The following is a 21,615-nucleotide window of genomic DNA, read 5'->3' as shown; positions in this document are numbered from 1 at the left end:
CTTCATTCCCCCCAAGCCAGCCGAACAGCATGTAATGCCTGATCAGGGTCCTGTTTCAATAACTCAGCAAGCGTTGATATGGCTTCCTCCACACTTTTCCGAGCAGCATTTGTTCCGAAATGATTGATCCGCAAAAGATGGCCAAATAATTCTCCGTCTCCTGGAGCCACAATGCCTATAGGTTTTTCGATCTGCAAATCTTGCTTTCCAGCAATCCGAACCGTTGTAGTCAGTGTAGAATAATGTCTGCTGTCCTTTTGCCAAGGCTCAAGCCCCAAGGATTCTATACCAGCTAATGTAGCAGCTGCAGCCCTTTCATGACGCTGAATGATTTGCTCCAATCCCTCTTCTTCAATTCGTGTCAAGGCCAGGATCAGAGCTCGAGCCTCTAAAGTAGGGATATTTGGAGCAACCCGTAGCGGCGCAGTGCCATCCAGCGAAGGTTTGAGATCCAGCAAGGACAGAATGGAGTTACGCGGTGCATTTTTATTAGACTCAAGAAATTGCCAGCCACGTGGTGAAATACTGACGGCGCTAACACCGTTAGGTCCAGCCAAGGCTTTTTGTGCGCCTATCACAGCAAAATCAACTCCCCATTCATCGACCAGTAACGCCTCTCCCCCAACCGCAGAAACTGAGTCCGTCACAGTAATGAGATTGAACTCCTTTGCAATCTTAAATATTTCTTTAGCCGGATTAGAACCACCTGTAACTACTTCAGCCTGAACAAAGGAAAGGGCACAAGGGCTAAACTCTTTAATTGCGGAAGCAACTTGGTCGCCAGTGACCACTTCATCAAAAGGAACCTTTACTTCAATAACCGTTGCTCCTCCCCGTTCAAGCCACTTTCCAAATAGACTTCCATAGGGACCTGTTACTATATTTACAATGGTTCGACCAGGCGCGGCTATTCCTGCAGCCACTGCCTCGATCCCCAGAATTGCCTCAGCTGGGATGATAACTGGTGGGTGCTCAGTAAACAAGATAGTAGAAATCAATTGTGTAAGCTTATTGTACTCATCCACTGAAAGTGGCACATGTACATTATATTCTGGGCTCATAAGAAACCTCCTGATGTACTTGATTTTGGCATTTTAGGAACTGCCGACAACAGCTCGTAACTGTATTCATGTTTAGGCCGGATGAAGAATTGATCCTTCGGACTCTGCTCCACGAGCTTTCCTTGCCGCATAACTGCTACCGTATCGCTAATTGCATTAATTACTCCTAGATCATGGGAAATAAAAAGCATGGTGAGATTAAGCTCAGCTTTCAGCGTATTGAACAGTTCGAGCACACTAAGCTGCACAGATACATCCAGCGCGCTGGTTGGTTCATCGGCGATCAGGATATTTGGTTCAACGCTTAATGCGCGAGCGATCGCTATCCGTTGCCGCTGACCACCAGAAAATTCATGCGGGAATTTATCTAAAGCCTTTTGCTCCAAATGAACCTGGTTCAAAAGCTCTTTACATCTTTGCTCAACGTCTGTACGTCCCACAATTTTATGAAACAATAAGGGCTCGGAAAGAATTTGCCTAATCGAATGCTTTGGATTCAGCGATGCATCAGGATTTTGGAAGATCATCTGGATTATTTTACGCTGCTCACGGCTCCTTTTCTTTTTTAACTCTTGGGTACCTAACAGAATCTTCCCCTCATGCGGAGCAATCAGTCCAGCAATTACTCGCGCCAGCGTAGATTTCCCTGAACCGGATTCTCCAACAAGTCCAAGAGTGGTGTGCTGCTCAAGATTCAAATTGATACAATCCAGTGCAGTAAATCCGCCGTAGTGAACAGTTAAATCTTTTATTTGTAAGGCTAGTTCCATGAGTCTCTACTCCCTTCAAGCTCTGGCAAAGGAAGCACCGAATCAATCAGCATCTGTGTGTAAGGGTCGGATGGATTTTGCAAAATATCAAGGGTAGCGCCATGCTCCACAATCTGCCCTTGTTTCATTACACATAGGCGTGAGCACAAGTTGGCTGCAATCGCGAGATTATGCGTTACAAAAACCATAGCAAATCCCAACTCCTGCTGGAGGTTCGTGATCGTTTCAATAATTTGTCGTTGAACCGTGACATCCAGCGCCGTTGTCGGCTCATCACAGAGAAGAATACCTGGCTTGCACGCCAGTGCCAAAGCGATGACTACCCGTTGACATTGACCGCCTGACAGCTGACTCGGATATCGATCCTTTTTCTTTAAAGAATCAGGGAGACCAAGTCTTTCGAGTAGCTCCAGCGCAATCATTCGCGAAGCCTTTCGACTAACTTTCTGTCTGTAATACACGACTTCAGCCAGCTGATTGACAACCATACAGAGTGGATCAAGCGTACCTCTTGGGTCTTGAAACACCATCGCACTGCTTACATCACTCTTAATGGTGCCACCTGTCTGTTCAACACCATTTGGAAGTAGTCCCAGAATTGCACGCAGCGTAAGCGATTTTCCTGAACCCGACTCACCTACTAATCCTAGACTCTCCCCTTTGCTCAGCGAAAAGCTAACATTGTTGACTAATCTCTCTTTTGACTTCGCTGCCAGCGATAGTGCGTTTATTTCTAAAATGGGCTCTTTAGACATCATTTTTTCCTCCATATGTCTGCCAAACCATCACCTAGGAGCGACAAAGCTATTCCGGTATACACCACTGCAAATCCTGGGACAGCTGAGAGCCACCAAGCTGTAGTGATGAAGGGCTGTCCATCCGAGATCATAGTTCCCCAGTCTGGAGTTGGCGGTGTAATACCGATCCCAAGATACCCCAGTGTAACAATGGCAACAAGCAATCCAATCATGTCTGTCATAAGAACGACAACGGCTTGCGGAAGTACATTGGGCAGCAGATGACGCAAAATAATTTTTACTCCGGGTAGCCCTAAGGTTTGAGCGGATGCCACCCATTCCTGATTGCGAAAAGATGCGCTAAGACCTCTCACTACACGGGCAAAGACAATCCAACCTACAAGGATAAACGTAATATAAATGCCTCGTTCTCCTGCTCCACTGGCAAAAGCAACGATAATGACGATTAGATAAAAAGGAAAAGCGATCAACGTATCTGACAGCAGCGTAATAACTGTATCCATCCATTTGCCGTAATATCCTGCTAGCATTCCTAGGAACACACCTATGCAAAAGGGAATGATTTCTGCCAAGACCATGATTTTTAAATCAGTCCTCGCTGCATAAATCAATCTAGTAAACAGATCACGTCCCAGCTGATCGGTTCCTAGCCAGTGTTCAGCCGACGGAGGCTGCAGAAAGGCGCTCAAATTTTGCTCGGAGGGATCATAGGGACTTATATACGGTATGAACACAGTCAAGAGAATAAGAGCTGCAAACATAATCAATCCCACTAGAAGTGAAGGGGTATTCCATATTCGTTTTAAGCCGCTAGTCATTTTGCCAGCCTCATACAATCGTGGTTCTAGTCTTATCGTTTTCATTGTTTTCCCTTCGTTCTGGGATCAAGCCACCAAGAAATGATTTCAATCAAGAGACTGATGATCACAACAGCTAGCGCACAGTAAAGTGCTATTCCTTGAATAACCGGAAAGTCCCGTTTCGAAATTGAAGTGAATAACAAGCTGCCAATTCCCTTTATTCCAAACACCTGTTCAACGACCAATGTACCGCCGATTAGATATGAAATATTCACACCCATCAGCATCAGTGTTGGTAGAGCCGAATTGCGCAGCACATGTTTAAATAAAATAACCCTGCTTGGTATTCCGGCAGCCTTAAGTGTAACTACAAAATCCGATTCTAACACTTCAAGCATCTGTGCTCTTAACGAACGGACCAGCGTAGGAATCTGTGAGAAAGCAACGGTGATTGCCGGAAGTGCAAGACTGTGCAAAGTTCCAATCCCCCCTTCACTTACTCCCCCAACAGGGAACCAGCCAAGCCGGACACTAAAGAGCAAAATTAAAAGTAAGCCAACCCAGAAGATTGGCATACCCAAAGTTATTGTAGGAAAAATACGTATTAAATGATCCAGCAGTTTATCCTTATGCGTAGCTGCTACTGTAGCAAGCAGAAGTGATACGAAAATCGCCAACACACACGCCATTACTATGAGCAACAAAGTGACAGGGGCCCGCTGCATAATCAACTCTCTTGTTGATGTCCCCATAACAATGGAGTTTCCAGTATCCCCCTGAGTAAATAGCGTCTTCAAAAATCGCATGAACTGCTCCCATAAAGGAAGGTCCAGCCCAAGAGTATGATGCATACTCTTGAGCGCCTCAGGGGTACTGTATTCTCCCAATATCATTTTAGCTGGATCTCCAGGCACAATTCGGATGATGAAAAAGACTGCTATCATTACGCAGCAGATCACTGCCAGCGCCTTTATAAGTGATATCACAAGCCAGTTGTAAGAGTCCTTGCTTCCTCTAGGTTGATTTAACACCTGCTTAAGATTCGTCATTGGCTGATGCGGACATCTTCGAAACGGGCGCTGCCGTTAGGTAGAACAACAAGGCCATCGACTGAAGAACGAATACCTTTCAAAACATCTGGATAATAAAGCGGAATATACGGCACTTCAGCAGCAAGTGTCTGCAGCAGCTTAGTATAGATTTGCGCGCGAGCATCGCCATCCGCTGTTTTTTGGCCCTCATATAACAGCTTCGTTACTTCACCATTCGTATAATGCGTCCAATATGATTTGCTGAAGCCTTCCGGATCAGTTTGAAAAGCAATAATCGAGTTCGCTTCAGGGGAGTCGGCTTGACCACTGTTGAGCATTGCGGCGAAATCATATGCAAAGAACCGTTCACGGAAAGTAGCAAGCTCAATCGACTCAATCTCAATTGTAATCCCGATCGTTTGACCCGCTGCCTGAATAATTTGCGCCTCTTGCGCTCTTGTACTATTGCCGGAGGCTACAAGTAATTTGGTAGTGAATCCATTAGGGAAGGCAGATTTAGCAAGCTCTTCCTTCGCTGCCTCGACATTGAAGTTCAGAGCCTTGATTGTATCATTGGAGTTATAAGGAATTGTTGTTGGCAGCAATGAGTTTGCTGTTTGCGCATAACCAAAGGTTAAAGCCTTGGTTATGCCTTCACGATCAAGCGCCAGAGCCAGAGCACGACGAACATGCACATCCGAGAAATGTTCATCCAGCGTATTAAAGAACAATTGCTCTGTCACCCAACTACCGTTAGTAATTACTTTTGTGTCAGCTCCATCTTTGATCTCATTGGCATTTTGCAGTGCTAAAGATTCAATAGCGTTAACTTCCCCAGCCTTCAGCTGGTTGATTGCCTGGCTATCGTCCTCAATCAACTTATAAACTAGCTTATCAATATATGGTTTACCTTCTTGCCAGTAGAATTTGTTCTTAGTGAAGGTCAGATCCCCCGCTGTATCCCATGATTCAACCACAAAGGGTCCCGTTCCGATAGGCTTCTTAAAGAATTCTTCTTCGGAAACTCCACCAAAATTGTTAGGCAAGATGCCATTTGAGAAATTGGATAGCTCTGAGATAAATGGTGTATAAGGCTCTTTAAGTGTAATAACAAGCGTTTTGTTATCCTGCGCCTTAATTGTGCCGACCTTTGCCGATATTGCCAGCGGGCCGCCAACCTTCAAGTGCCGCTCAAGGGAGAAGACAGCATCTTCTGCAGTCACATCCGTATCGTTTGAAAACTTTAAGCCATCACGAAGTTCAAAAGTATACGTCAGGCCATCCTCACTGATACTATGTGACTTCGCAAGCCAATCTACAATTTCGCCCTTGCTGTCAAAAGCAACTAACGATTCAAATACTTTGTCGATTGCAAAAGCATTATTGGACGTAATCTGATTATGCAAATCCAATGAGGTTACAGAAGCAGGGCGTCCATAGACGAAGGTTCCTCCTACTGCAGGCTCAGCTGTTTGAGGACTCTGAGTTGCTGTTGCTGGACTCGCACTTTCCTGCGCATCTTTATTTGAAGCAGCCTTATTATTAGATCCCGAGCATCCTGCAATTATCATCAATAGCAAAACTGCTATTGCCCCCAACAGAACCGGTTTCTTAACAGATACATTAAAATATGACATAATCCGCTCCCCCTATAATTCTTATATGTTTAGTATGAATTGTATTATGGGTTAAACGCTGTAGTCTGTCAAACAAAATTTAAATCGTACCAACCCTTTAAGTAAATAAATACAACAAAAAGACCACTGTCGATTACTCAACAGTGGTCTTGCGTGCTTGGCAACGTCCTACTCTCCCAGGACCCTTCGGTCCAAGTACCATCGGCGCTGGAGGGCTTAACGGTCGTGTTCGGGATGGGTACGCGTGGAACCCCTCCGCTATCGCCACCAAACGGGCATTTACAGCGTAAATGCTCAGACTTAATCGCCTGAAAACTGAATCCGAATTGAATTTGCGTTCTAAGTATAGGATAAGCCCTCGACCGATTAGTATTGGTCAGCTCCATGCATTACTGCACTTCCACCTCCAACCTATCTACCTCGTCGTCTTCAAGGGGTCTTACTAATTGGGAAATCTCATCTTGAGGGGGGCTTCACGCTTAGATGCTTTCAGCGCTTATCCCGTCCGTACGTAGCTACCCAGCCATGCTTCTGGCGAAACAACTGGTGCACCAGCGGTACGTCCATCCCGGTCCTCTCGTACTAAGGACAGCTCCTCTCAAATTTCCTGCGCCCACGACAGATAGGGACCGAACTGTCTCACGACGTTCTGAACCCAGCTCGCGTACCGCTTTAATGGGCGAACAGCCCAACCCTTGGGACCTACTTCAGCCCCAGGATGCGATGAGCCGACATCGAGGTGCCAAACCTCCCCGTCGATGTGGACTCTTGGGGGAGATAAGCCTGTTATCCCCAGGGTAGCTTTTATCCGTTGAGCGATGGCCCTTCCATGCGGTACCACCGGATCACTAAGTCCGACTTTCGTCCCTGCTCGACTTGTAGGTCTCGCAGTCAAGCTCCCTTATGCCTTTGCACTCTTCGAATGATTTCCAACCATTCTGAGGGAACCTTGGAACGCCTCCGTTACTCTTTAGGAGGCGACCGCCCCAGTCAAACTGCCCGCCTGACACGGTCCCCGTACCCGGTAAGGGTACTAGGTTAGAACCTAGATACGATCAGGGTGGTATCCCAACGGCGCCTCCACCGAAGCTTGCGCTCCGATTTCTACGGCTCCCACCTATCCTGTACAGATCGTACCCAAATTCAATATCAAGCTGCAGTAAAGCTCCATGGGGTCTTTCCGTCTTGTCGCGGGTAACCTGCATCTTCACAGGTATTAAAATTTCACCGGATCTCTCGTTGAGACAGCGCCCAAGTCGTTACGCCATTCGTGCGGGTCAGAATTTACCTGACAAGGAATTTCGCTACCTTAGGACCGTTATAGTTACGGCCGCCGTTTACTGGGGCTTCGGTTCATAGCTTCGGGTTACCCCTAACCACTCCCCTTAACCTTCCAGCACCGGGCAGGCGTCAGCCCGTATACTTCGCCTTGCGGCTTCGCACAGACCTGTGTTTTTGCTAAACAGTCGCTTGGGCCTTTTCACTGCGGCCCCCTCGTGCTATTCACACTACCGGGGCACCCCTTCTCCCGAAGTTACGGGGTCATTTTGCCGAGTTCCTTAACGAGAGTTCTTCCGCGCGCCTTAGAATTCTCTTCTCGCCTACCTGTGTCGGTTTGCGGTACGGGCACCTTCTCCTGGCTAGAGGCTTTTCTTGGCAGTGTGAGATCATGACCTTCGCTACTGTAATTTTCGCTCCCCATCACAGCCCAGCCTTAACGATGTGCGGATTTGCCTACACATCAGCCTCACTGCTTAGACGGACATATCCATCAGTCCGCGTCACTACCCTCCTGCGTCACCCCATCGCTCATAGCGGATTACGGTGGTACAGTAATTTCAAACTGTTGTCCTTCGACTACGCCTTTCGGCCTCGCCTTAGGTCCCGACTTACCCTGAGCGGACGAGCCTTCCTCAGGAAACCTTGGGCTTTCGGCGGATCAGATTCTCACTGATCTTTTCGTTACTCATACCGGCATTCTCACTTGTATGCTGTCCAGCGCTCCTTACGGTACACCTTCAACCCACATACAACGCTCCCCTACCCCAGATACATACGTATCTAGCCATAGCTTCGGTGGTGTGTTTAGCCCCGTTACATTTTCGGCGCAGAGTCACTCGACCAGTGAGCTATTACGCACTCTTTCAATGGTGGCTGCTTCTAAGCCAACATCCTGGTTGTCTGTGCAACTCCACATCCTTTCCCACTTAACACACACTTGGGGACCTTAGCTGATGGTCTGGGCTGTTTCCCTTTTGACAATGGATCTTAGCACTCACTGTCTGACTCCCGGCAATAAGTATATGGCATTCGGAGTTTGACTGAGCTTGGTAATCCTTGCGGACCCCGCACCCAATCAGTGCTCTACCTCCACTACTCTTATACCGAGGCTAGCCCTAAAGCTATTTCGGGGAGAACCAGCTATCTCCGAGTTCGATTGGAATTTCTCCGCTACCCCCACCTCATCCCCGCATTTTTCAACATGCGTGGGTTCGGGCCTCCAGTGCGTGTTACCGCACCTTCACCCTGGACAGGGGTAGATCACACGGTTTCGGGTCTACGTCCACATACTAAATCGCCCTATTCAGACTCGCTTTCGCTGCGGCTCCGTCTTCTCGACTTAACCTTGCATGTTAAACGTAACTCGCCGGTTCATTCTACAAAAGGCACGCCATCACCCATTAATAGGGCTCTGACTTTTTGTAAGCACACGGTTTCAGGTTCTATTTCACTCCCCTTCCGGGGTGCTTTTCACCTTTCCCTCACGGTACTGTTTCACTATCGGTCGCCAGGTAGTATTTAGCCTTAGCAGATGGTCCTGCTGGATTCATACGGGGTTTCACGTGCCCCGCACTACTCGGGATCCGTCTCGGAGAGAACACAGTTTAGGCTACAGGGCTTTTACCTCTATCGCGGGCCTTTCCAGACCTCTTCACCTACCATATTCCTTTGTAACTCCATGTGAGACGTCCCACAACCCCTAAGAGCAAGCTCTTAGGTTTAGGCTGTTCCGCGTTCGCTCGCCGCTACTGACGGAATCACTATTGTTTTCTCTTCCTCAGGGTACTTAGATGTTTCAGTTCCCCTGGTCTGCCTCTACATCTCCTATGTGTTCAGAGATGAGTAACTGCGAATTACCACAGCTGGGTTTCCCCATTCGGACACCCCCGGATCAAAGCTTGCTTACAGCTCCCCGAGGCAGTTTCGTTGTTCGCCACGTCCTTCGTCGGCTCCTGGCGCCTAGGCATCCTCCGTGTGCTCTTATTAGCTTAACCTTGATTTTTCCTAAGAAAAATCTCACTAATAACATTTACTTGTTTACACAAGTTGCTAAAAGATGTTCTAAAACGCAAATTCGTTTCGGTATCCAGTTTTCAAGGATCAAGTCTTACTTGAGAGCTTAAACTCTCAAAACTGAGCAACGAGTGAGTAACAGGCCTAAACCTGAGTTGTGGAAGCTTAACTTCCGATTTGAATGTCTTCATTGCAGAAGACGATTCTCCATAGAAAGGAGGTGATCCAGCCGCACCTTCCGATACGGCTACCTTGTTACGACTTCACCCCAATCATCTACCCCACCTTCGGCGGCTGGCTCCCTTGCGGGTTACCCCACCGACTTCGGGTGTTGTAAACTCTCGTGGTGTGACGGGCGGTGTGTACAAGACCCGGGAACGTATTCACCGCGGCATGCTGATCCGCGATTACTAGCAATTCCGACTTCATGCAGGCGAGTTGCAGCCTGCAATCCGAACTGAGACCGGCTTTGATGGGATTGGCTTCACCTCGCGGCTTCGCTTCCCGTTGTACCGGCCATTGTAGTACGTGTGTAGCCCAGGTCATAAGGGGCATGATGATTTGACGTCATCCCCACCTTCCTCCGGTTTGTCACCGGCAGTCACTCTAGAGTGCCCAGCTTAACCTGCTGGCAACTAAAGTTAAGGGTTGCGCTCGTTGCGGGACTTAACCCAACATCTCACGACACGAGCTGACGACAACCATGCACCACCTGTCTCCTCTGTCCCGAAGGCCGCCACTATCTCTAGTGGATTCAGAGGGATGTCAAGACCTGGTAAGGTTCTTCGCGTTGCTTCGAATTAAACCACATACTCCACTGCTTGTGCGGGTCCCCGTCAATTCCTTTGAGTTTCAGTCTTGCGACCGTACTCCCCAGGCGGAGTGCTTACTGTGTTAACTTCGGCACCAAGGGTATCGAAACCCCTAACACCTAGCACTCATCGTTTACGGCGTGGACTACCAGGGTATCTAATCCTGTTTGCTCCCCACGCTTTCGCGCCTCAGCGTCAGTTACAGCCCAGAAAGTCGCCTTCGCCACTGGTGTTCCTCCACATATCTACGCATTTCACCGCTACACGTGGAATTCCACTTTCCTCTTCTGTACTCAAGTCACCCAGTTTCCAGTGCGACCTCAGGTTGAGCCCAAGGTTTAAACACCAGACTTAAATGACCGCCTGCGCGCGCTTTACGCCCAATAATTCCGGACAACGCTTGCCCCCTACGTATTACCGCGGCTGCTGGCACGTAGTTAGCCGGGGCTTTCTTCTCAGGTACCGTCACTCCGGTAGCAGTTACTCTACCGGACGTTCTTCCCTGGCAACAGAGCTTTACGATCCGAAAACCTTCATCACTCACGCGGCGTTGCTCCGTCAGACTTTCGTCCATTGCGGAAGATTCCCTACTGCTGCCTCCCGTAGGAGTCTGGGCCGTGTCTCAGTCCCAGTGTGGCCGTTCACCCTCTCAGGTCGGCTACGCATCGTCGCCTTGGTGGGCCGTTACCCCACCAACTAGCTAATGCGCCGCAGGCCCATCCCTCAGTGACAGATTGCTCCGTCTTTCATTCTTCCTTCAGGAGAAAAAAGAAATTATCCGGTATTAGCTACCGTTTCCGGTAGTTATCCCAGTCTAAGGGGCAGGTTGCCTACGTGTTACTCACCCGTCCGCCGCTAAGTTACTTTGAAAGCAAGCTTTCAAAGTAACTCCGCTCGACTTGCATGTATTAGGCACGCCGCCAGCGTTCGTCCTGAGCCAGGATCAAACTCTCCAATTAGTATTGAAAAGAGCGATATGCTCATTTTGAAACATCTGACGAGAAAATTAATTCTCTAATTTTGGATTTCACTTTCGTGATTTCCTACTCACTCGTTGTTCAGTTTTCAAAGATCAAGTTCTCGTTGGCGCCGTTTAATGTCTCAGCAGCAACTCTTATACTATATCATGTCCAGCCGTTTAATGTCAAGCTCTTTTTTTACTTCTTTTTCGAGCTCGGCATGTGTGTTTCTCAGCCAGAAATAGAATATATCATGTATAGAGATTCATTGCAACACTTTTTTTAATATAATCTATAAATAAGAGACTGTGCTATCAATCACCCTTTATATATTGGTGTATACCTGTTAGCACAGTCTCATTTATGCAGTCTCTTAATACTTCCTTCTCTAAGCAATGATCTCCTGAATATACAATTCTCGCTCCAACATTAGGTTAACAATCGTACCCTCTACCTTAATCATAGGACGTGTTGGATTAGCACGGTCAGTAAATATGATCTCTCCATGACGTCCATCGCTCAGACGTATTCTGGTTCCATTAAACAAATCGGTACTCTTCTGTATAAAGGTCTGTACAACGACTGGGTCGAGCTTACCGAAGCTTTCTGTCATTATCTGCTCTAACACTAAATAAGGAGACTGTGCTTTTCTATAGGCCCTTTCTAGGGTCATAGCATGGAATATATCTGCTACCGCAACTACTTTAGCGTAAAAATGAATCTGGCTACCTTCTAGCTTAAGTGGGTAACCAGACCCGTCGACCTTCTCATGATGCTGCAATGCAGTCAGTCTTACCCCTTCATTAATCGCTGTGACATTACGCAATAATTGATAGCCATATGTAGTATGTCTGCGAACCTCTTCTATTTCAGCACTATTAAGTGACTCCGGCTTATGTAAAAGAGAACTGTCTACTTTTGCGTTTCCAATGTCATGTAGTAATCCAGCAAAAGCGATCTGCATCCAATCCTTTTGCGGATACCCGCACCACTGAGCGATCTTATATGATGTTAACGCGGACAGCACGGCATTGTGATAGTTGTAATCCTCGTCTTTTAGCGTACGTGGAGAAAACTTCAACACATGATAATCCTTCAAATGACTAATTAGTAACTCTAATTGACTCCGCAACTCAAAAATAGGAAGTGAGGCTGCCGTTACCGAACGATAGCTGGTCCTAATAAGTGCGATCATTTTTTCATATTCATCATGTAGTGGGGAATTGTTCTTGATCAGCATCGATTCATTTATAATGGCCCCAGCTTTAAGTGATGTCTGCTTGGCGTTTTTTTTGACAGTATCAGAGTTAGCCTCTCCCTGAACACCTTCGATCTCCACTTGCCCAACCAAAAAAGCTTCTAAAATTTCTAGATCACGGGGGAGTAGTATCTTTCCCTTGGTGAACAAAATCCCCCCCAAAGGTGTAATTACATCTTTGGTTATCTTTGAGCCCGCTTTAACTTCTCCAGCCAATACACTTGGCATATACTCAGCCCCTTAATTTCTATAACAATAAGCTCAGGATTACCGAAATCTAATATGACAGATAATTTCTGAGAAAATAGTACTTTATATACTGATTTATACTCTATCGGCTAATTATAGTACGGATAAAAGGAAGCGACTAGTGAAATGAAAACTATTCTTATAAAAATCCTCATTAAATTTCATTAAATAACTAGCTATTAATTAATCACAGCAAAAAGAGCAAGGGTCTCTGTAATAGAAGCCCTTGCTCTTTATTGAATAAAACCTACTCTAAATTATCTTCTTGATCCTCAGCGATTGTTTCCGGTTGATCAATATCACCAGATTCATCTACTGTTACTTGTTCCTCGAGGCCTTCCATATCTTCAGACAATTCGTCTTCTTCGTTCTTATCTGCTCTGCACAGAGTCGCCACTGCATCATCCTCGCGGATGTTAATTAGCTTAACCCCTTGCGCATAACGACCCATAGTAGAGATTCCATCCATGCTGGTACGAATCAAGGTACCGCTTGTAGTAATGATCATTAAGTCTTCATCGTTCTTAACGACTTTTAGACCAACTACAGGGCCATTCTTCTCAGTGAGATTAATGGTCTTGATTCCTTTACCACCACGAGTCTGGGAACGATAGTCACCGGCTGGTGTCCGTTTACCATAACCCTTGCTAGTAACAATCAGAACCTCAAGCTCCTTATCGACACAATCCATACCGATGACATGGTCATTACTATCAAGCGTAATGCCCTTCACGCCTGTCGCGCTACGACCCATAGAACGAACATCATTCTCTGAGAACGTAATCGACATTCCGCGAGCTGTACCGATAATAAGATTTTGCTGTCCATCTGTCAGCTTAACCTCAATTAGAGAATCCTCTTCACGAAGGTTAATAGCGATAAGTCCGCCTTTGCGGATGTTATTGTAATCCTCAAGCGGCGTCTTCTTCACGATACCTTCGCGGGTAGCAAAGAACAAGTACTTGTCACTATCGGTTTCTTCCACTTGGATTACGGCACTAATCTTCTCACCTTGTTCAATTTGAATCAGGTTGATGATTGGTGTCCCACGTGCTGTACGTCCCAGCTCTGGGATCTCATAAGCTTTAATCCGGTATACCTTACCCTTATCGGTAAAGAACATCAGATAGTTATGAGAGTTACTCACGAAGAGATGCTCCACAAAGTCCTGATCCTTGGTGTCCATCCCCATGACTCCGCGCCCTCCACGCTTCTGACTGCGGTAGGTGCTGACAGGTAGACGTTTGATGTATCCCGTATGTGTAATAGTGATAACAACCTCTTCACGCGGAATAAGGTCTTCATCCAGGATACTTTCTTCACCAACGGTAATCTCTGTCCGGCGTTCATCAGAATATCTATCACGAATATCCTGCAGCTCGTTACTGATGATTTCCAGTACAAGATGCTCATTCGCCAAAATTTCACGGTACTCTGCAATTTTAGCTAGCAATTCGTTATATTCATTCTCGATCTTTTCTCTTTCCAGACCGGTCAGACGCTGCATCCGCATATCGAGGATCGCTTGAGCCTGCTCTACACTAAGGCTAAAGGTGCTCATTAATCCCTCACGGGCTATGTCCGTTGTCCGAGAAGCACGAATTAACGCAATCACTTCATCCAGATGATCCAGCGCAATACGCAGACCTTCTAAGATATGAGCGCGTGCTTCAGCTTTTTTAAGATCAAATATAGTACGACGACGAATAACTTCAATCTGGTGCTGCAAATAATGATAGAGCACATCACGCAGATTAAGAATTTTCGGCTCGTTGTTCACGATGGCCAGCATGTTGATACCAAATGTAGATTGCATAGAAGTATGTTTATATAGATTGTTCAACACAACATTTGGATTCACATCACGTCTCATCTCAACAACTACACGCATACCGTTACGGTCAGACTCATCTCGAAGATCCGTTATACCCTCGATCCGTTTCTCACGTACTAATTCTGCGATTTTTTCAACCAGTCTTGCCTTGTTCACCTGATACGGCAGCTCATGTACAATGATGCGAGCCTTACCGTTATTCTCTTCAATCGTTGCCTTTGCACGCATGGTCACTGAACCACGCCCCGTACGATAAGCCTGACGAATACCCTCACGACCCAAAATATATCCAGCCGTTGGGAAATCTGGGCCTTGAATATACTCCATCAATTCCATAGGGGTGATGTCAGGATTCTTAATCATCGCCTGCACACCATCGATAACTTCACCTAGGTTATGCGGTGGAATATTAGTAGCCATACCTACAGCTATACCAGATACCCCATTAACGAGCAGGTTCGGATAGCGAGCTGGTAATACAACTGGCTCATTCTCTTCACCATCATAGTTGGGTGCGAAATCAACTGTTTCTTTGTTCAAATCTCGAAGCATTTCGCCTGCAATCTTGGAAAGACGGGCTTCTGTATAACGCATCGCTGCAGCCATATCACCATCAATCGAACCAAAGTTCCCGTGACCGTCCACAAGCATATAGCGCATAGAGAAATCCTGAGCCATCCGTACCATTGTTTCATAGACGGCTGAGTCACCGTGAGGGTGGTACTTACCGATAACCTCACCGACGATTCTTGCCGATTTCTTATGAGGCTTATCCGCAGACATTCCAAGTTCCGACATCGCAAACAAAATGCGTCGGTGAACCGGCTTGAGTCCGTCCCGCACATCTGGCAAAGCCCGGCTAACAATGATGCTCATTGCGTAATCCATAAAGGATTCACGCATTTCCACGCCAATGTCCCGATCTTTGACTTGTGGGTTATTTTGTTCAGCCATGAGTTGCTGGACCTCCTTCAGTTAAAAAACCGCTACCCTTAATTATATTACTTTCACAAAAGTAGCACAATTAAACATGATAGCCTTTTATCTTCTAATATTGATTTCTTTTGCGCTGATTAGGGTATTCGCCCTTTCCGCAAATGTCTTTAGTACATAGACTGTAAAGACAAGAAACACGGTTTTATTATCCTAGTATCGTTCGATAAGGCATAACCCCATATCCTTATATTATACCATTGTTTAGGTAGCTTGTCCTGATTTTCAGCTGCCAAAGATTATGCTTCCACAGCAAGTTTTGTACAAGGGAATTCAAAAGAGCAAATGCTGCACAAAATTGTTAAGGAGGAAGATAATGAAGATTCAACGAGTCCCAAGTAAATGGGCTAAAACAAAAGTTATCCTTCAAAATCAATCTCTATCTCTATATGTGCCTGATACTCGTAAATATGATTTAAATGTTCTTAAAGAAATGCTTGCGTTATATGCCATGGTCTATATAAAACCTGATCGCGGAAGCTTTGGTATTGGTGTAATGAGAGCTGAGCAGCGTACGGTGATTTTAAGTCCTAGCCAGCAGAAGACTGAAATGACTGTCACCGCCAATAACGAGGAGAGAGAACAGCAAGAAGCACAGGTCCTATATATTTTAAGATATGCAAAGACGGCAGAAGTTTTCTTCTCCCCCGAAGAGCTGCATGAGGCTTTACAGAAACGAATTCAGAACCGTACCTACCTCGTCCAAAAAGGAATTGATCTCCTGCGTCATCAAGATCGTCCCTTCGACCTTCGAGTTCTTGCCCAAAAGACTCCATCAGGTGCATGGGAAACAACAGGAATGCTCGGAAGGGTAGCTGTCCCTCAGAAAATCGTCACCAATTATCATAGTGGAGGCAGTATTCTGTCAGTAAATACATTATTAAAAAATCATATGAACTCTTCTGAAACACTCTCCACAATTAATCAATTAAAATCTTTAGGCGTACAAATTGCAGGCCAATTGGAAACTACCTATCCAGGAATTAAAGAAATTGGTCTGGATATTGCCATGGATCAGCATATGGATATGTGGCTGCTTGAGGTCAACACGCTTCCATCCATTGTTGTATTCAAGTTATTTCCTGATAAATCTATCTATCGTAGAATACACCGCTATGCTGTAGCATACGGACGTGTAAAAGCTAGAAAATCCCCATATACTACCCGCAATAGGCATTATACTAAAGCCTAAAAAATCAGCTCTGAAACCAAAAAAACCTCCAGCATTCTCATTCCGTTAGGAACAGAAGCCGGAGGTTTTTATGCTTGAATGTAATTGTTACACATCAAGGTATCTGACGCTCTTCGCATGCTCATGGATAAAGTCACGTCTTGGTTCAACATTATCGCCCATCAGCGTATCAAAGATACTATCAGCGAGCATCGCATCTTCAATCGTTACTTGTAGCATCATACGAGCCTCAGGATCCATCGTCGTGTCCCACAGCTGGGTAGCATTCATTTCACCCAAACCTTTGTAGCGCTGAACATTGACCTTAACGTTCTCACCAAAAGAGGCGATAATCTCATCGCGTTCCTTCTCGCTACCTGCATAACGGATCACTTTGTTGCGTTCTATCTTAAACAATGGCGGTTGTGCGATATAGATATAACCTGCATCTACTAGCTTCCGCATGTAACGGTAGAAGAATGTTAACAACAGAGTTCTAATATGAGCTCCATCGACGTCGGCATCCGTCATAATAACGACTTTATGGTAACGAGCCTTAGATAGGTCAAAATCATCACTGATTCCTGTACCAAGAGCAGTAATAATAGCCCGGATCTCGGCGTTGGATAAAATACGGTCTAAGCGTGCCTTTTCTACGTTTAGAATCTTACCACGCAGCGGTAGAATCGCTTGGAAATGACGATCCCGGCCCTGCTTGGCCGATCCACCCGCAGAGTCACCTTCGACGATATACAGTTCGCTGATAGACGCATCCTTGGATGAACAGTCCGCAAGTTTACCAGGTAGTGCACTGACTTCAAGCGCACTCTTACGGCGGGTTAACTCACGAGCCTTACGAGCGGCTTCTCGTGCACGTGAAGCTGAAAGGGACTTCTCAAGGACACGGCGTGATACTGCCGGATTCTCTTCCAGGAATTCCTGCAATTTCTCTCCGAACAGTGATTCTACTATTCCACGGACTTCACTATTTCCGAGCTTAGTCTTCGTTTGACCTTCGAACTGAGGCTCTGGAATTTTGACAGAAATAATGGCTGTCAATCCTTCACGCACGTCGTCGCCAGTCAGATTTGAATTACCATCCTTCAGCACACCCGCTTTACGGGCGTAATCGTTGATAATACGTGTTAGAGCACTTTTGAAGCCGGATTCATGCGTTCCGCCCTCATGGGTATTAATATTATTCGCAAAAGAGTAGATGTTCTCTGTATACGAATCATTATATTGGAGAGCTACTTCAACCTGAATCATATCCCGTGAGCCTTCCACGTAGATTGGTTCCTCGTGCAGCGCTTCTTTTTTCTCATTCAGATATTTCACATATTCAACGATACCACCCTCATATTTGAACACGTTGGTGACATTGGTCCGCTCATCATGCAGTGAAAGCTCAATTCCTTTGTTAAGAAAAGCTAGCTCCCGAATACGAGTAAGCAGTGTCGCATATTCAAAGACCGTGGTTTCAGTAAAGATTTCAGGGTCCGGATGAAAAGTTGTAGTCGTACCTGTCTCGTCCGTATCTCCAACAACTTTGATCTCATACTGTGGTGCACCACGTCTGTATTCCTGCTGATAAATATGCCCATCACGCTTAACATTAACAACAACCTTCTCAGACAAGGCATTTACTACGGAGATACCCACACCGTGTAAGCCGCCTGATACTTTATATCCGCCGCCGCCGAACTTACCGCCTGCATGCAGTACTGTCATTACAACTTCAAGCGTCGACTTTTTAAGTTTTTCATTTTCACCTACAGGTATGCCACGTCCATTATCGATAACAGTAATCCCGTTATCCTCATGAATAATCACTTGAATCCGGTCACAATAACCTGCTAGGGCTTCATCGATACTATTATCTACGACCTCCCACACCAAGTGATGGAGACCTTTAGAACTAGTGGAACCAATATACATGCCCGGACGTTTCCGGACAGCTTCTAGCCCTTCCAGTACCTGAATCTGGCTCTCATCATATGTCGGTTGATTCATTGACATGCCTTCACCTACTTCTTTCAGATTATCTCTTTGTTACTAAACGCAAGTTATATTTCGAGCAAAATTTTGGCTCTTTTTTTGAGAGTGGAGGAGGAAATGGGGGAGTAATACACGATATTTTTAGTTACAACAATAGATTTTGCTTCCTCTTCACCAATCCGCTCAAGCTTCTTGTCCTGCTCAGAGTGAATGACGAATTGCTTAGACACCTTGGAAGATTTCTCAATCGAAATATCAAATATTGCAATTAACTCCGAAGAGCGAATAATCTTCTCCCCGCCCAAATGAATATACATGATCTTCCTCCGCTCTTTATAACTCCACTTTTCCATCATGAACATGATATAGGCTGGCGCCCTTTAATTTATCGGCATTCAGACCCTCAATCCCGGTAGCGGTAATGAATGTCTGTACCTTGCTTTGAAAGGTTTCAATAAGCTGGGTCTGTCGGTAAGGATCAAGCTCGGATAAAACATCATCAAGAAGCAGCACAGGATATTCTCCGATTTCTTCATGGATCAGCTCGATTTCCGCCAGCTTGAGCGATAAAGCCGTTGTACGCTGCTGTCCCTGAGAACCGTAGACCTGAGCTTCCCTTCCGTTGATAAAAAAGGACAGGTCATCCCGATGGGGACCCGTCAGCGTCATGCCGCGCCTGATTTCTTGTTCTCTCGTTTGTGATAACTTTAACATAAAATTGTCTAATAAGACAGCTTCATCTTCCTCATCCCGATCGCCGAAAGAGGGGACATAGAGCAATTTCAGTTCTTCTCCGCCGTTCGTAATCCCCCGGTGTATGCTTTCAGCCCATATTTGCAGCTTCTTTATGAATTGTTTCCTTTTTTTGACGATTTTAACACCGTGCTCCACAAGTTGAGCATCCCAAATTTCCAAAAGGTCTTTTCCCGCTGCCTCTTTCCCCCACAACTGCTTCAGCAAATTGCCTCTTTGTAAGAGAATTTTTTGATACTGCTGGAGGTGAAATAGATAACTGGGCTGGACTTGGCCAATCTCCATATCGAGAAAACGCCGTCTGATGCCAGGTGTGCCTTTGACTATCTCTAAATCTTCCGGTGCAAACATGACCACATTGAGTGATCCCACAAACTCACTAAGACGTCGTTGTTCTAAACCGTTAATCTTAGCTTTTTTACCTTTGGCAGATAGGGTGAGCTCTAGCTTGAGATCGCCGTACTTCCGTTCTACCTCGGCAATGATCTGAGCAGCGTCTCCAGGGGCATCAAATGAGATAAGTTCGCGATCCTTCGAGGTGCGGTGGCTTTTGGTCATCGCCAGGACGAACAATGCCTCCATGAGGTTTGTTTTGCCTTGGGCGTTCTGACCCAGAATCAGGTTCACATCGCCCAAGCTCTCCAGACGCAGCAGCCCGTAATTCCGATAATGCTGCAGACCGATATTTTTAACAAACACGAAATGGTTCCTCCCCTAGCCTACTCCTCTTTGACTCCTCCGCCTTCAACCTGAAATGTGCCGTTATCCTGCACTTCAATTTGATCACCCGGATAAAGTTTTCTTCCGCGCCGTTCCTCTACTTCTCCGTTAACAAGTACATGTCCTTCTTGCAGCAAAGCTTTAGCCATTCCACCTGTGGATACACAATCAGAAAGTTTCAGGAATTGATCCAGCTTAATATATCCACTGTGGATAAGTATTTTTTTCATGGTTTTTATCCTTTCAGCCACTTATCCACATGTTCATGAATGTTGGCATTAATTTGTTGTACGGTAAGGCAAAATAATATACAAGCTATTGGTTTGATCGAGTGGCTTCAAAATGATCGGACTCATCATTCCTGTAAATGCTATTACAAGCTGCTCACTCTCAATAACTTTTAAGACATCGAGCATATATTTGGAGTTGAAAGATATTTTGAGCGGTTCACCTTTGAAATCAATGACTTCAAGTTCTTCGCGAACTTTACCAAGCTCAGAAGAGCTAGATGAAATTTCAATACCACCTTGCTCAAGCGTCTGCATGCGCACAATATTGGTTTTTTCTTCACGGGACAGCAAATAAGCACGATCAATCGATTCGCTTAATTTTTTTGTGTCCAAAGTTAGTTCTGTTTTGTAGGTTGTTGGAATAATTCTAGAAGTATCCGGATAAATTCCATCAAGGATCCGTGAATAGAACAGTACTTTGTCGATTTTAAAGAGAACTTGATTGTCCGCAACCACAATATCAACGAGCATATTTTGATCAGGAATAATTTTGCTTAGCTCATTAAGGGTTTTACCGGCGATTACGATATTTGCAAATTGGACATTCTCCGTACCTTCTAGTCTTGCTGCTCTTGTAGCTAAGCGGTGACGGTCTGTCGCTGTAAACTTAAACTCATTATCAGCCAGATTCCACAGTATACCTGTTAAAATCGGAGTTGTCTCTTGGGTAGAAATAGAAAAAGCGGTTTGTTTAATCATATTTTTCAGCAAATCACCTGGCAGGGAGATAGTATCGTTCTCCTCAATACTCGGTAGCACCGGGAATTCTTCAGGGTCTAAACCTACGATCTGAATCTCAGTGGATCCAGAAGAAATATATGTTTGGAATCCTTCTTTAACTTCCATGTGAATCTCTTTGGAGGGCAGCTTCTTAATAATCTCGACGAAAAATTTAGCGGGAAGAACAACACTTCCTGGCTGATCTATCTTCACGATCGTATGGCTGTCATTCTCTGCTGGAATAAACGATTGAATCGAAATATCGGTGTCGCTTGCAGTTAATGTGACGCCTTGATGGCTAACTTCCAGCTTAATACCGGTCAGAATAGGGATGGTTGTTCTACTGGAGATAGCTTTGGATACGTGTTGAATGGATTCGTTGAGTTCATTTTTAAGAATGCTTATTTTCATGATTTCACTCCTAGCTGAAAAATTGGGAATTTCGTTGTATTGGTATCTCTTTATTACGCGTCTTTACATGATGAATTATTATAGTTATTTAATAGT

At 45.5% G+C, this 21,615-nt stretch carries 14 protein-coding genes and 3 rRNA genes; 1 reads left to right on the top strand and 16 read right to left on the bottom strand.

Annotated features, from left to right (window positions below; genetic code table 11):
* Positions 1–2: 2 nt before the first annotated feature.
* The 11 genes from MKX41_RS24710 to gyrA all read right to left on the bottom strand — a co-directional run bounded on the left by MKX41_RS24710 (position 3) and on the right by gyrA (position 15,417).
* Entirely contained in the window at positions 3–1,061 is a 1,059-nt protein-coding gene (locus MKX41_RS24710; RefSeq protein ID WP_339799600.1) for a pyridoxal-phosphate-dependent aminotransferase family protein, read from the bottom strand.
* On the bottom strand, positions 1,058–1,831 hold the full coding sequence (locus MKX41_RS24705; protein WP_076287055.1) for an ABC transporter ATP-binding protein: 774 nt from the start codon (positions 1,829–1,831) through the stop codon (positions 1,058–1,060). The genes MKX41_RS24710 and MKX41_RS24705 overlap by 4 nt, the downstream gene beginning before the upstream one ends.
* Entirely contained in the window at positions 1,822–2,589 is a 768-nt protein-coding gene (locus MKX41_RS24700; RefSeq protein WP_340973575.1) for an ABC transporter ATP-binding protein, read from the bottom strand. The genes MKX41_RS24705 and MKX41_RS24700 overlap by 10 nt, the downstream gene beginning before the upstream one ends.
* Positions 2,586–3,452, bottom strand: coding sequence for an ABC transporter permease (locus MKX41_RS24695; protein ID WP_340973573.1), 867 nt, complete (start codon positions 3,450–3,452; stop codon positions 2,586–2,588). Before MKX41_RS24695 ends, MKX41_RS24700 begins: the two co-directional genes overlap by 4 nt.
* Complete coding sequence (locus MKX41_RS24690; protein WP_340973572.1) at positions 3,449–4,438, bottom strand: ABC transporter permease; 990 nt, start codon at positions 4,436–4,438, stop codon at positions 3,449–3,451. The genes MKX41_RS24695 and MKX41_RS24690 overlap by 4 nt, the downstream gene beginning before the upstream one ends.
* Entirely contained in the window at positions 4,435–6,057 is a 1,623-nt protein-coding gene (locus MKX41_RS24685; protein WP_340973571.1) for an ABC transporter substrate-binding protein, read from the bottom strand. The genes MKX41_RS24690 and MKX41_RS24685 overlap by 4 nt, the downstream gene beginning before the upstream one ends.
* 155 nt (positions 6,058–6,212) lie before the next feature.
* Positions 6,213–6,329, bottom strand: a 5S ribosomal RNA gene (gene rrf / locus MKX41_RS24680).
* 74 nt (positions 6,330–6,403) lie between these two features.
* Positions 6,404–9,332, bottom strand: a 23S ribosomal RNA gene (locus tag MKX41_RS24675).
* A 232-nt stretch (positions 9,333–9,564) separates the two neighbouring features.
* Positions 9,565–11,122: ribosomal RNA gene (locus MKX41_RS24670) — 16S ribosomal RNA — on the bottom strand.
* The 16S, 23S and 5S rRNA genes sit together here, the layout of an rRNA operon.
* 388 nt (positions 11,123–11,510) lie before the next feature.
* Positions 11,511–12,608, bottom strand: coding sequence for an HD-GYP domain-containing protein (locus tag MKX41_RS24665; protein ID WP_340973570.1), 1,098 nt, complete (start codon positions 12,606–12,608; stop codon positions 11,511–11,513).
* A gap of 268 nt (positions 12,609–12,876) precedes the next feature.
* Positions 12,877–15,417: a DNA gyrase subunit A gene (gyrA, locus tag MKX41_RS24660; protein ID WP_042183783.1), complete on the bottom strand. Its 2,541-nt coding sequence runs from the start codon at positions 15,415–15,417 to the stop codon at positions 12,877–12,879.
* 355 nt (positions 15,418–15,772) lie between these two features.
* On the opposite strand from gyrA, the gene MKX41_RS24655 reads away from it, so the two are divergent.
* Positions 15,773–16,648, top strand: a complete 876-nt coding sequence (locus MKX41_RS24655; RefSeq protein ID WP_340973569.1) for a YheC/YheD family protein — start codon at positions 15,773–15,775, stop codon at positions 16,646–16,648.
* 87 nt (positions 16,649–16,735) lie between these two features.
* On the opposite strand, the gene gyrB is transcribed toward MKX41_RS24655, so the two are convergent.
* The 5 genes from gyrB to dnaN are packed head-to-tail and all read right to left on the bottom strand — an operon-like array spanning position 16,736 to position 21,519.
* Positions 16,736–18,646, bottom strand: a complete 1,911-nt coding sequence (gene gyrB / locus MKX41_RS24650; RefSeq protein WP_340973567.1) for a DNA topoisomerase (ATP-hydrolyzing) subunit B — start codon at positions 18,644–18,646, stop codon at positions 16,736–16,738.
* 47 nt (positions 18,647–18,693) lie between these two features.
* A complete protein-coding gene (remB, locus tag MKX41_RS24645) occupies positions 18,694–18,942 on the bottom strand; it encodes an extracellular matrix regulator RemB (protein WP_036677731.1) in 249 nt (82 codons plus the stop codon).
* A gap of 16 nt (positions 18,943–18,958) precedes the next feature.
* Positions 18,959–20,077 carry a DNA replication/repair protein RecF gene (gene recF / locus MKX41_RS24640; protein WP_042123050.1) on the bottom strand — a complete coding sequence of 373 codons (1,119 nt, stop codon included), beginning with the start codon at positions 20,075–20,077 and terminating at the stop codon, positions 18,959–18,961.
* A gap of 20 nt (positions 20,078–20,097) precedes the next feature.
* A complete protein-coding gene (gene yaaA / locus MKX41_RS24635) occupies positions 20,098–20,328 on the bottom strand; it encodes a S4 domain-containing protein YaaA (RefSeq protein WP_042123047.1) in 231 nt (76 codons plus the stop codon).
* Positions 20,329–20,376: 48 nt separating this feature from the next.
* Positions 20,377–21,519, bottom strand: a complete 1,143-nt coding sequence (gene dnaN, locus MKX41_RS24630) for a DNA polymerase III subunit beta (RefSeq protein ID WP_042123045.1) — start codon at positions 21,517–21,519, stop codon at positions 20,377–20,379.
* Positions 21,520–21,615 lie beyond the last annotated feature (96 nt).

The organism is Paenibacillus sp. FSL R5-0475 (genome assembly GCF_038004585.1).
Lineage (GTDB): Bacteria > Bacillota > Bacilli > Paenibacillales > Paenibacillaceae > Paenibacillus_AQ.
The sequence above is the reverse complement of the archived record's forward strand: the minus strand, read 5'-3'. Positions and strand labels throughout refer to the sequence as shown.

Bases quoted from the DNA above. Each gene is read 5' to 3' on its own strand.
- MKX41_RS24710 (WP_339799600.1), bottom strand. From the start codon at position 1,061: ATGAGCCCAGAATATAATGTACATGTGCCACTTTCAGTGGATGAGTAC.
- MKX41_RS24705 (WP_076287055.1), bottom strand. From the start codon at position 1,831: ATGGAACTAGCCTTACAAATAAAAGATTTAACTGTTCACTACGGCGGA.
- MKX41_RS24700 (WP_340973575.1), bottom strand. From the start codon at position 2,589: ATGATGTCTAAAGAGCCCATTTTAGAAATAAACGCACTATCGCTGGCA.
- MKX41_RS24695 (WP_340973573.1), bottom strand. From the start codon at position 3,452: ATGAAAACGATAAGACTAGAACCACGATTGTATGAGGCTGGCAAAATG.
- MKX41_RS24690 (WP_340973572.1), bottom strand. From the start codon at position 4,438: ATGACGAATCTTAAGCAGGTGTTAAATCAACCTAGAGGAAGCAAGGAC.
- MKX41_RS24685 (WP_340973571.1), bottom strand. From the start codon at position 6,057: ATGTCATATTTTAATGTATCTGTTAAGAAACCGGTTCTGTTGGGGGCA.
- MKX41_RS24665 (WP_340973570.1), bottom strand. From the start codon at position 12,608: ATGCCAAGTGTATTGGCTGGAGAAGTTAAAGCGGGCTCAAAGATAACC.
- gyrA (WP_042183783.1), bottom strand. From the start codon at position 15,417: ATGGCTGAACAAAATAACCCACAAGTCAAAGATCGGGACATTGGCGTG.
- MKX41_RS24655 (WP_340973569.1), top strand. From the start codon at position 15,773: ATGAAGATTCAACGAGTCCCAAGTAAATGGGCTAAAACAAAAGTTATC.
- gyrB (WP_340973567.1), bottom strand. From the start codon at position 18,646: ATGTCAATGAATCAACCGACATATGATGAGAGCCAGATTCAGGTACTG.
- remB (WP_036677731.1), bottom strand. From the start codon at position 18,942: ATGTATATTCATTTGGGCGGGGAGAAGATTATTCGCTCTTCGGAGTTA.
- yaaA (WP_042123047.1), bottom strand. From the start codon at position 20,328: ATGAAAAAAATACTTATCCACAGTGGATATATTAAGCTGGATCAATTC.
- dnaN (WP_042123045.1), bottom strand. From the start codon at position 21,519: ATGAAAATAAGCATTCTTAAAAATGAACTCAACGAATCCATTCAACAC.